This is a genomic window from Pseudazoarcus pumilus, assembly GCF_002872475.1.
Taxonomy (GTDB): domain Bacteria; phylum Pseudomonadota; class Gammaproteobacteria; order Burkholderiales; family Rhodocyclaceae; genus Pseudazoarcus; species Pseudazoarcus pumilus.
In genome coordinates, this window is sequence record NZ_CP025682.1 from 737,573 (window position 1) to 748,609 (window position 11,037).

The window sequence follows — 11,037 nt, forward strand, 5'->3', positions numbered from 1 at the left end:
GCATGGACCGAGCGGAGATCATTCACATGAAACCCGAAGCCGCCCGTGGCGAGACACGCTCGACCTGCTGCTACTGCGGCACCGGCTGCGGCCTGATCATCGAACACGCGGCCGGGCGCATCACCGGCGTGCGCGGCGACCCCGACCACCCGGCCAACTTCGGCCGGCTGTGCACCAAGGGCGCGACGCTGCACCTGACCTCCGGCACCGCCGGGCGTGCGCTGTACCCGGAGCTGCGCACGAGCCGGGACGCGCCGCGCGTGCGCACCGACTGGGACACGGCGCTCGACACCGCCGCCGGGCGTTTCGCCGACATCATCCGCGAGCACGGCCCGGACGCGGTCGCCTTCTACATCTCCGGCCAGTTGCTGACCGAGGACTACTACGTCTTCAACAAGCTCGCACGCGCGCTGGTCGGCACCAACAACATCGATTCGAACTCGCGTCTGTGCATGTCGAGCGCGGTGGCAGGCTACAAGAACACGCTGGGCGCGGACGGCGTGCCGGCGAGCTACGAGGACCTGGCGCTGGCCGACCACCTGCTGATCGCCGGCTCCAACACCGCGTGGGCGCATCCCGTCGTGTTCCGTCGCATCGAGGACGCCAGGCGTGCCAACCCGGACCTGACCGTCACCGTGGTCGATCCGCGTCGCACCGAAACCGCCGAATTCGCGGACCTGCACCTGCAGATCGCGCCGGGCACGGATCTGCTGCTGTACAACGCGATGCTGCACGTGCTGGTGTGGGAAGACCTGCTCGACCGCGACTTCATCCGCGAGCACACCGACGGTTTCGACGCCTTGCGCGCCGAACTGGTCGAATATTCGCCGGGCAACGTCGCCGCCGCCTGCGGGGTGGACGCGGCCGACATCATCGAAGCCGCGCGCCGCTTCGGGCGGGCGGGTGCCGCGCTGTCGATGTGGTGCCAGGGACTGAACCAGTCCCACCATGGTGTGGCCAACAACGCCGCGCTGATCCACCTGCACCTGGCTACCGGCCACATCGGCCGCCCCGGCGCCGGCCCGTTCTCGCTCACCGGCCAGCCCAATGCCATGGGCGGGCGCGAGGTTGGCGCACTGGCCTCCATCCTGCCCGCCCACCGCGACCCCAGGAGCGCCGAGGATCGTGCCGAGATGGCCCGGTTGTGGGGCGTGGAGTCGATCCCGGAGGCGCCCGGCCTGGCCGCGGTGGGCCTGTTCGACGCGATCCTCGAGGGCAAGGTCAAGGCGGTGTACATCGCCTGCACCAATCCGGCGCAGTCGCTGCCGGATCTCACGCGTGTGCGCGACGCGCTGGAAAAGGCCGAGTTCGTCGTGCTGCAGGAGGCCTACGCCGATACCGAAACGGCCGAGTTCGCCGATCTGCTGCTGCCGGCTTCCGGTTGGGGCGAGAAGTCCGGCACCGTCACCAATTCCGAGCGCCGCGTCACGCGCGTGCGTCCGGCCATCGCGCCGCCGGGCGAGGCGCGGCCCGACTGGGCCATCACGGCCGATTTTGCGCGTCGACTGGCGACGCGCCTGGGCAAGCCGGAATCATCCTTCGACTTCGCCGACGAGGCGGCCGTGTTCGCCGAACACGTCTCGCTCACCCGGGGGCGCGACTGCGACATGAGCGGATTGAGCCACGCCGTGCTCGAGGCGCAGGGGCCGCTGCAGTGGCCGTTTCCGGCCGGCGCCGTGACTGGTACGCCGCGACTGTTCACGGATGGCGTTTTCCCGACCGCCGACGGGCGCGCGCGCTTCGCGAAGGTGGGTTTCCCGACGCGCCATGCGCCGCTGCCCGAACCGGTCACCGCACGCCGCCCGTTCATCCTCACCACTGGTCGCCTGCGCGACCAGTGGCATGGCATGAGCCGCAGCGGCAAGGTCGCGCAGCTGTGGGGCCATACGCCGCGTGCCGAAATCGCCGTCAATCCGGTCGATCTGGTGCGTCGCGGCCTCGATGCAGGCCAACTCGTGCGGGTGATCGGCGAGCGCGGCGAGATCGTGCTGCCGCTGGCCACCGACGAGGGCGTGGCGCCCGGACAGGCATGGATCCCGATGCACTGGGGGGCCGCGACGCTGGCCCACGCGGGCGCCAACGTGCTCACCTCCAAGGCCGTCGATCCGGTGTCGCAGCAGCCGGCGCTCAAGCAGGCGGCCGTGTCCATCCTGCCCGCCAGGCTCGACTGGCGCGCCGGTTGGGCGGCCGTCGCGCGGGACGCCGAGCAGGCCGCGCAGTGGATGGCCGCACTGCGCGGGCAGCTTGCGCAGTTCGGGTATGCCGCGCTCAGTCTCACCGGACGGGATCAGCCGGTCGTCGTGCTGCGCGCAGCCAACGGCTGGCCCTTGCCGCAGCATCTGCTCGAGCCGATCGATGCGGTGTTCGGCTGTGCCGACAGTGATCCGGTATTGCGCCTGTCGGATGCCAGGCGCGGCATCGACAAGCGCGCGCGCGTCGACGGGCAGCGGCTGCTTGCGTTGCGACTGGCCGGGGAGGTCGCAGCCTTCGACTGGCTGGTCGACGCCATCGCCGACGGCACTGATGTAGGGCCCCTGCGGCCGTGGCTGTTCGCGCCGGTGTCCGCCCCGCCACAAGGGCTCGCGCCGGCCGGCGGGCGCACCGTATGCAACTGTTTCGGCGTCACGGAAGGCGCGATCCGCGAGAGCGTCGCTGCCGGGGCCGATCTCGAGACGCTGCAATCGAAGCTCAACTGCGGCACCTCCTGCGGTTCCTGCCTGCCCGAACTGCGGCGCATCGTACGCACCGCTGCGCCGGCGCCCGCCTGAGGCCGATCATCCCAGTTGCAATGGGACCTTGTCCCAGCCGCCGGCCGGGTAGCCTGCGCGGTGAGGCGGGCGGTCGGCGAGCGGCGCGAGAACCGCACAGCGCTCGAGCAGCGCCTCGATCGCCGCATGCAGTTCCAGGCGCGCCAGCGGTGCGCCCGGGCAAACGTGAATGCCGGCTCCGTAGAGCAGGTTGTCGGCCGGATCGCGATCAAGGCGGACGCGGTCCGGTTCGTCGAACACAGCCTCGTCACGGTTGGCGCCGGCCCACATCACCGAGATGCGCTCGCCAGCGGCGATATCGCGTTCGCCCAGGCGTACCGGGCAGGTCGTGACGCGGCGGTTGGCGATCAGTGGCGGGTCGATGCGCAGCACCTCGTCGATGGCCGGTGCCAGCAGCGAGCGGTCCGCGCGCAGCGTCGTCTGAAGCGTGGGTTCGACGGCCAGCCGGCGCGCGACGATGCCGATCGCGGCGGCGATGGTGCCCAGCTCGCCGGCGGTCCAGTTGCGCACGATGCTGACGATCTCCTCATCGGTGAGCGCTCGCCCGTCGACGCGCTCGCGCAGCAGACGCGTGGTCGCGTCGTCAGGGGCGGCTGCGCCGGCAGCGCGCCGTTCGTCGAACAGCCGGCGCAGCGTGGCGTCGAAGCGCTCGGCCACGCTGCGCATCGCGGCGCGGTCGCCGGAGTGCGTGGCGCGCTGGTTCTCGCGCATCCAGTCGGCCAGCGCGTCGCGCATCCAGCCGGGCCAGCCCATGAAGGCGCACTGGACTTCCAGCGCGAAGGGATGAGCGAAATCGCGCATCAGTTCGACTTCGCCGGGCACCGGCAGCGCGGCGGCAAGCTTGTGCGCGATGCGGCGACACGCGGGCTCGAACGTGGCCATGGCGGTCGCGTCGAAATGGCGTTCGACGATCGCGCGAAAGGCGGCGTGCTGCGGCGGATCCATGCCGTTGGGCACCGACAGGTGCTGCGACACGCGATTGCTGAAGGTTTCATGGTCGCCGATCACGCGCAGGACGTCGGCATGGCGGAATATCGACCAGTGCAGATAATCGCTGTGCGCGACCGGACACCGTATGCGCATCCCGTCGTACGCGGCGATCTGATCGCGTTGAACGGAAGGGGCGCGCGGGTCCCAGTCGGGGGCGGCGCGGTGTCGGGCGGTGTTCATCGAAATCCTCCGGAGCGGGTCGGAACGGGTGGCGAAACGTTACGAGAACAGAATATCTCACAACATGACACGAGTTCTTGATACGGATCAGATGATGCGGTCGATTCCGCGCCGCGACGGTTGTTCGGGCTGAGGCTCAGGCCAGCCGTGCAAAGTCCTCGGCCATGCGCTGGCGCAGCGCTGCGTCCGGCAGCGCACCGGTGAGCGCGCCCATGTTCTCGCGCATGTGCTCCGGCTGCGAGGTGGCGGGGATCGCGCAGGTGACGGCCGGGTGCGAGATCACGAACTTGAGGAAGATCTGCGCCCAGTTCTCGCAGCCGATCTCGGCCGCCCAGCCGGGGAGCGGCTGGTCGCGCACGCGCGAAAACAGCCGTCCGCCGTCGAAGGGGCGGTTGATGATCACCGCGCAGCCGCGATCGGCCGCCGCCGGCAGCAGGCGCGACTCGGCCTCGCGGTGGGCGATGTTGTAGGTGAACTGCACGAAGTCGAGGCGCTGGCGCGCGATGATGCGCTCGAAATCGTCGTGACGTCGGCCGTGCGAGGTGGTGATGCCGATGCTGCCCACCGCGCCTTCGTCCTTCATGCGCCGCAGCGTCGGCAGGTGGGCCTCCCAGTCGAGCAGGTTGTGCACCTGCATCAGGTCGAAGCGCTCCAACCCCCACAGCTGCAGCGAGCGTGCCATCTGGCGTTCGCCCACCCCTTGTCCGGGTGTCCACACCTTGGTCGCCGAGAACAGCGCGTCGGCGCCGTCGGTCTGCGGCAGCAACTCACCCAGCACCGCCTCGGCGCGGCCGTACATCGGGGAGGAGTCGATCAGCCGTCCGCCGGCGGCGAAGAACTCGCGCAATACCTGCCAGCGCGCGGTGAGCGCATCAGCGTCAGTGCGAAAACTCGGTTCGACGTCGAAGGTGATCCACGTTCCCATGCCGATTGCCGGCAGACGCTCGCCCGTGGACGGGATCGCGCGCAGGATCGGCTCCGCGGCGCGCGCGCTCGGCAGGGTCAGGCCAAGCGCGCCGAGCGCGACGAGCGCAATGAAGCGTCGCCGGTCGACTTGCAGTGCAATCGGGTTTGATTCCTGAACGGTCATCGCTACTTGCTCCCGGAAACGCGGTTGTGACAGCCCGGTTGGGGGCGCGTTCAGCCTTGTGCGTTTCAGCGCGCCAGCAGCAGGTACAGCAGCAGGATGTTGAGCACGCCCGAGACGACCAGTGCGATCTTGATGCCCAACTCCGGGTCGCGCCGCAGCAGGGGGCTGCTGCGCGGCACGGCGAGCGGGCGGTGGGCGCCCAGTTCGAGGGCGAGCAGGAATTCTTCGGCGGTCTCGAAGCGGTCGCGCCGCTCGCGCGCGACCGCCTTGAGGATCACCGATTCGAGCCAGTGCGGGATGTCGGCACGCCAGCGCGTGGGTGGCACCGGGTCGCCGAAGCGCGGGCGCTGGAAGGGTTCGATCTCGCCGTAGGGGAAGCGTCGCGTGAGCAGTTCGTACAGCGTCACGCCCGCAGCAAACAGATCGCTGCGCACGCTCGCGCTCTCGCCGGCGAACAGTTCGGGTGCCATGTAGCTGGGTGTGCCGGGGTTGTTGATCTCGCCGAATACGCGCGCCTCGGCCTGGCCGTCGGAGGCGGCCACGCCCAGATCGAGGATGCGCAGGCGACCGTCGGCGCCCACGTGCAGGTTGGCCGGCTTGATGTCGCGATGCACGATGGCCAGCCGGTGCAGCGTGGCCAGGCCCTTGACCAGTTCGATTCCCAGTTCGGCCACCTCGGTCGTGGCGAAGGGCTGGCCGGTGGCCAGGCGCGCGGCCAGCGTCGCACCCTCGTGCCAGCTCATCAGGTAATAGAGCCTGGTGGCGGCCGGTTGCGGGACGACTTGCGGGAAATGCGCGTCGCGTACGCGGCTGGCGAGCCATTCCTCGTGCGCCAGCGCGGCGGTGCATGCGGCGTCGGACGCCTCGGGGCGCAGCGTCTTGAGCACGTACTGACGCCCGGCTGCGTCGCGTACGCGGTACAGCCGCGTCATGCGCGAGTCATGCACCAGGGTCTCGACCGTCAGTCCATCCAACGTCTCGCCGGGCTTGAGCAGCGGCGGCAGGGGGCGCGCGCTCATGCGCGAGATCGCGTCGCGCAGGTCGTCGGCGGGCAGGGCGGTGACGCGCAGTACCAGCGCCGTGCAATCGTCGCGGCTGCCGGCGTGTTCGGCACCGCGCGCGAGCAGTTGCGCCACGGCTTCCGGCGTCGCCTTCTGCGCCAGCGTCTCGCTGATGCGTGCGTCGCCCAATGTCTCCCACACACCGTCGGTGAGCAGCGCGAACACGTCGCCGACCTCGGCGTCGCCGTCGGCAATGTCGATCGCCACGCGCTCGTCCAGGCCGATCGCGCGCGAGAGCACGTTGTCCAGTTCGGGGTGGGCCCACACGTGATCGGAAGTCAGGCGGTCGAGCCGGCCGCCGCGCAGGCGGTAGATGCGCGAGTCGCCCACATGGGCGATGGTGTAGCGCCGCCCGCGCAGCACCAGCGCGGACAGCGTGGTGGCCATGCCGGCGGCCTCGCGCGAGCGCGCCGTCTGCGAGGCGAGCCAGCGGTTGAGCGCGTTGATGACCGTCTCCAGACTCTGCGCGATGCCCCAGGTGTCGGGCGTGGCGTAGTAGTCGGCAAGCAGGCCGCGCACCGCGAATTCGGACGCCTCGCGCCCGTCGGCGTGTCCGCCCACGCCGTCGCCGATCGCGGCCAGCACGCCCTTGACGTCGAGCTCCGCGCCGTCGGGCGTGACCGCGCCGCAGAAATCCTCGTTGTGCGCATGCGCGCCGCGCAGCGAGGCGTGGCCGAGTTCGACCTGCAGCGTCGCGGGCGGGCGCGTGTTCATGGCGGTCAGATCTTCGCGCCGGTCAGGTGCGGCGCGCCCCAGGTGGTGCGCCAGCGACGCTTGACGCCGGTCAGGCCGACCAGTGCCAGCACGGCGAGAAAGGCGAAGGCGAGCAGGCCGGGCTGGTAGCTGCCGGTCAGCTCCTGCGAGAAGCCGAGACTGGAGGCGAGCCAGAAGCCGCCGACGCCGCCGGCCATACCGACCAGACCGGTCATCACGCCGATCTCGCGGCGGAAGCGTTGCGGCACGAGCTGGAATACCGCGCCGTTGCCCATGCCGAGTGCGAGCATCGCGCACACGAAGGCCGCCGCGCCGGCCCACACCGAGGACAGACCGAAACTGGCGATGACGATGAAGAAGGCGGCGACGAGATACATCATGGACAGCGATCGTACCCCGCCGATGCGGTCGGCGACATTGCCGCCGATGGGGCGCACCAGCGAGCCGGCGAACACGCAGGCGGCGGTGAAGTAGCCGGCGGTCTTCGCATCCAGTCCGTACTGGGTGTTGAAGTAGATCACCAGGGACGAGGCCAGGCCGACGAAACCGCCGAAGGTCACCGAGTAGAAGAACATGAACCACCATGCATCACGGTCCTTGAGCACCTTCAGGTATTCGGCGAGCGTCTTGGGCGGCGGCGCGTCGGGCGCGTCCCTGGCGACGAAGATGAACATCACGAACACCGCGACGAGCGGAATCAGCGCCAGCCCGAACACGTTCTCCCAGCCGTAGGCAATGGCCAGCCCCGGTGCGAACAGCGCGGCGAACGCCGTACCGGAGTTGCCGGCACCGGCGATGCCCATGGCCGTGCCCTGGTGCTCGGGCGGATACCAGCGCGAGGCCAGCGGCAGCGCGGCGGCGAATGCCGCGCCGGCCATGCCCAGGAAGATGCCCAGCACCAGCGTCTGCTGATAGGAGTGGATGCCGGCCAGCCAGGCCCAGGCCAGCGCGCCGATGACGACGATCTGGCCGATGATGGCCGCGCGCTTGGGTGACAGGCGGTCGACCAGCACGCCCATCAGCACACGCAGCAGCGCACCGGCGAGCACCGGGGTGGCGACCATCAGGCCCTTCTGCGCGTGGGTCAGACCGAGGTCGTCGGCGATGCCGACCGCGAGCGGGCCGAGCAGCACCCACACCATGAAGGCGAGGTCGAAGTACAGGAAGGAGGCGATCAGCGTCGGCGTGTGGCCGGCGGCGAGGAAGGATTTGCGGTCCATGGGGGTTCTCCGGGCAATACGGGCCCGCGCCGCGCGCCGCAGCGCGCGTCGTTTCGGGCAGATTTCGTGGGAGGGGGGCGCCGGCTAGAGCAGCAACAGCACGTGCCCGTCCTCGACGCGCGCGTCGAAGCGGGCCGTGCAGCCCTCGTCGGGTTCGGCCGCGTGGCCGTCCTCGAGGCCGATGCGCCAGTTGTGCAGCGGGCAGGTGACGCTGCGCCCGTGCACGATGCCCGCCGACAGCGGACCGCCCTTGTGCGGGCAGCGGTCCGACAGCGCGAAGACCTCGTCGTCGCCGTTGCGGAAGACGGCGATCGCGCCGTGGGTGGGGTGTTCCAGCGTGCGCGCGCCGAGCACCGGGATGTCGTCGAGCGCGCACACGCGGCGCCAGGTGGTCGCGGATTGAGGCAGAGGCATGTTCATGGTCCTGGATTCCTGTTCGGTCGGGGCTTACGCCGGGAGCGGCTCGAACTGCTCGCGCAGTTTCGGTTTCGCGGCCTGCTCGGCCCACGGGTCGGGTGCGTCGCGCAGCGCGAACAGCAGGCGCTCGTAGAGGGCGCGGCGATTGTCCGCGTCCTCTACGACGTAGCGCTTGACGTGCTCCATGCCGACGCGCTCGACGTAGTGCACCGTGCGCTCCAGGTACCAGGCCTCCTCACGGTAGAGCTGCAGGAAGGCACCGCCGTATTCCATCACTTGCTCGTCGTCGGCGACCTTGCACAGGAACTGCGCGACCTCGGTCTTGATGCCGCCGTTGCCCGCCACGTAAAGCTCGTAGCCCGAATCGACGCCGATCACGCCCACGTCCTTGATGCCCGATTCGGCGCAGTTGCGCGGGCAGCCCGACACCGCGAGCTTGACCTTGTGGGGTGACCACATGCCGAAGAGCATCTTCTCGAGCTTGACGCCCATCTCCATCGAGCGCTGCGTGCCGAAGCGGCAGTGTTCGGAGCCGACGCAGGTCTTCACGGTGCGCAGGCTCTTGCCGTAGGCGTGGCCCGAGACCATGCCGGCCTCGCCCAGGTCGTGCCAGATCAGCGGCAGGTCGGCCTTCTTCGCGCCGAGCAGGTCGATGCGCTGACCGCCGGTGACCTTGACCGTCGGGATCTGATACTTCTCGGCGACGTTGGCGATCGCGCGCAGCTCGTCGGGCGTGGTCAGGCCGCCGAACATGCGCGGCACCACCGAGTAGGTGCCGTCCTTCTGGATGTTGGCGTGGCTGCGCTCATTGACGAAACGGCTCTGCGGATCGTCCTCGGCCTCGAACGGCCAGGTCGAGAGCAGGTAGTAGTTGAGCGCCGGGCGGCAGGTCGCGCAGCCGTTGGGCGTCTTCCACTCCAGCGCGCGCATGACGTCGGGGATGGTCAGCAGCTTGCGCTCGCGGATCGCCTGACGCACCTCGCCGTGGTTGTGGTCGGTGCACGCGCAGATCGGCCTGGAATGCTTGTCGGCGGCCTGGAAGGCGCCGCCGATGGTCGAAGCCAGCAACTGCTCGACCAGCCCGGTACATGAGCCGCAGGAGCTCGACGCCTTGGTGTGCTTCTTGACGTCGTCGAGCGTGAACAAGCCCTTTTCCTTGATCGCGCGGACGATGGTGCCCTTGCACACGCCGTTGCAGCCGCACACTTCCGCCGTGTCGGGCAGGCTGGCGGCCAGATTCTGGCCCTGGTGGCCGGCGTCGCCCAGATGCGACTGCGAGAAGCTCTGGCCGAACATCAGGTGGTCGCGCATTTCGGCGACGTTCTTGCCCTCGCGCATGAGCTGGAAGTACCAGGCGCCGTCGGTGGTGTCGCCGACCATGACCGCACCGGCGAGCGTGTCGTCGCGCAGCACGATCTTGCGATACACGCCGCCGGCGCGATCATGCAGCACGATCTCGTCGCAGCCCTCGCCGCCGGAAAAGTCACCGGCCGAGAACACGTCCACACCGGTGACCTTGAGCTTGGTCGAGGTCACCGAACCTTCGTAGCGGCCGATGCCGAAGCCGGCCAGATGGTTGGCACACACCTTGGCCTGCTCGAACAGGGGGGCGACCAGACCGTAGCTGGTGCCGCGGTGGCTGACGCATTCGCCGATGGCGTAGATGCGCGGGTCGGTCGCGGTCTGCATGGTGTCGCCGACGACGATGCCGCGATTGCAGTGCAGCCTGGCCGATTCGGCCAGCGCCGTGTTGGGGCGGATGCCGGCGGCCATCACGACGAGGTCGGCCGGCAGGCTGCGTCCGTCGGCGAGCCTGAGTGCGGCCACGCGCCCGTCCTCGCCGGCTTCGAGCGCGGCGGTCTGCGCGCCCAGCTCGAACTTCAGGCCCTTGGATTCGAGCGAGGCCTGCAGCAGGTCGGCCGCCGGCTGGTCGAGTTGGCGCTCCATGATCCAGTCGGCCAGGTGCACTACGGTGACGTTCATGCCGCGCAAGGCCAGGCCGTTGGCCGCTTCCAGTCCGAGCAGGCCGGCGCCGACGACGACCGCGTGGCGCCAGGTGCTGGCCGCCTGGATCATGGTTTCGGTGTCGGCGATGTCGCGATAGGCGATCACGCCGGGCAGGTCGGCGCCGGGCACCGGCAGGATGAAGGGCTTGGAGCCGGTCGCCAGCAGCAGGCGGTCGTATTCGGCCTCGGTGCCATCGTCGGCGCGCACCACGCGGCGCACGCGATCAATCTCGACCACCTTGCGGCCGGTGTGCAGCGTGATGCCATTGTCGGCATACCAGTCGAGATCATTGAGCATGATCTCGGGCAGGCCCATTTCGCCGGCGAGCACCGGCGAGAGCATGATGCGGTTGTAGTTGCCGTGCGGCTCGGCGCCGAAGACGGTGATGTCGTACTGCTCGGGCGCGTACTTGAGCAGTTCTTCCAGGGTCTTCACCCCGGCCATGCCGTTGCCGACCATTACCAGTTTCTGTTTGCGCATGATTTCCCCTCGCAACAACGCTCCGACGCATGGCCGGAACATGATTCGATGTCGTCAGGGATCGGCGCTGATCCTCGGGCAGCTCTGGCTGTCCGGCAGTCGGGCCTTCC

7 protein-coding genes are annotated in these 11,037 nt (G+C 69.5%); 1 reads left to right on the forward strand and 6 read right to left on the reverse strand.

Going from position 1 to position 11,037, the window contains the following annotated elements:
* The first annotated feature begins 26 nt into the window (after window positions 1-26).
* Window positions 27-2,768, forward strand: coding sequence for a nitrate reductase (locus C0099_RS03580; RefSeq protein WP_102248365.1), 2,742 nt, complete (start codon window positions 27-29; stop codon window positions 2,766-2,768).
* Window positions 2,769-2,774: 6 nt separating this feature from the next.
* Here the strand turns inward: C0099_RS03580 and C0099_RS03585 are convergent, their stop codons facing one another.
* From C0099_RS03585 to nirB, 6 genes are all read right to left on the reverse strand, one after another.
* Window positions 2,775-3,938, reverse strand: coding sequence for a cytochrome P450 (locus C0099_RS03585; protein ID WP_102246174.1), 1,164 nt, complete (start codon window positions 3,936-3,938; stop codon window positions 2,775-2,777).
* A 136-nt stretch (window positions 3,939-4,074) separates the two neighbouring features.
* Window positions 4,075-5,028 carry an aldo/keto reductase gene (locus C0099_RS03590; RefSeq protein WP_102246175.1) on the reverse strand — a complete coding sequence of 318 codons (954 nt, stop codon included), beginning with the start codon at window positions 5,026-5,028 and terminating at the stop codon, window positions 4,075-4,077.
* A 65-nt stretch (window positions 5,029-5,093) separates the two neighbouring features.
* Window positions 5,094-6,803 (reverse strand): bifunctional protein-serine/threonine kinase/phosphatase, encoded by a 1,710-nt coding sequence (locus C0099_RS03595; protein WP_102246176.1) that lies wholly within the window; start codon window positions 6,801-6,803, stop codon window positions 5,094-5,096.
* 5 nt (window positions 6,804-6,808) lie between these two features.
* Window positions 6,809-8,023 carry a nitrate/nitrite transporter gene (locus C0099_RS03600; RefSeq protein WP_102246177.1) on the reverse strand — a complete coding sequence of 405 codons (1,215 nt, stop codon included), beginning with the start codon at window positions 8,021-8,023 and terminating at the stop codon, window positions 6,809-6,811.
* Between the two features lie 84 nt (window positions 8,024-8,107).
* Complete coding sequence (nirD, locus tag C0099_RS03605; RefSeq protein ID WP_102246178.1) at window positions 8,108-8,443, reverse strand: nitrite reductase small subunit NirD; 336 nt, start codon at window positions 8,441-8,443, stop codon at window positions 8,108-8,110.
* 27 nt (window positions 8,444-8,470) lie between these two features.
* The gene (gene nirB / locus C0099_RS03610) at window positions 8,471-10,927 is read right to left on the reverse strand and encodes a nitrite reductase large subunit NirB (RefSeq protein WP_102246179.1); all 2,457 of its coding nucleotides are present in this window, start codon (window positions 10,925-10,927) and stop codon (window positions 8,471-8,473) included.
* Window positions 10,928-11,037: the final 110 nt, after the last annotated feature.

Coding starts and splice junctions, on each gene's coding strand:
- C0099_RS03600 (WP_102246177.1), bottom strand. CDS start 8,023: ATGGACCGCAAATCCTTCCTCGCCGCCGGCCACACGCCGACGCTGATC.
- C0099_RS03585 (WP_102246174.1), bottom strand. CDS start 3,938: ATGAACACCGCCCGACACCGCGCCGCCCCCGACTGGGACCCGCGCGCC.
- nirB (WP_102246179.1), bottom strand. CDS start 10,927: ATGCGCAAACAGAAACTGGTAATGGTCGGCAACGGCATGGCCGGGGTG.
- C0099_RS03590 (WP_102246175.1), bottom strand. CDS start 5,028: ATGACCGTTCAGGAATCAAACCCGATTGCACTGCAAGTCGACCGGCGA.
- C0099_RS03595 (WP_102246176.1), bottom strand. CDS start 6,803: ATGAACACGCGCCCGCCCGCGACGCTGCAGGTCGAACTCGGCCACGCC.
- C0099_RS03580 (WP_102248365.1), top strand. CDS start 27: ATGAAACCCGAAGCCGCCCGTGGCGAGACACGCTCGACCTGCTGCTAC.
- nirD (WP_102246178.1), bottom strand. CDS start 8,443: ATGAACATGCCTCTGCCTCAATCCGCGACCACCTGGCGCCGCGTGTGC.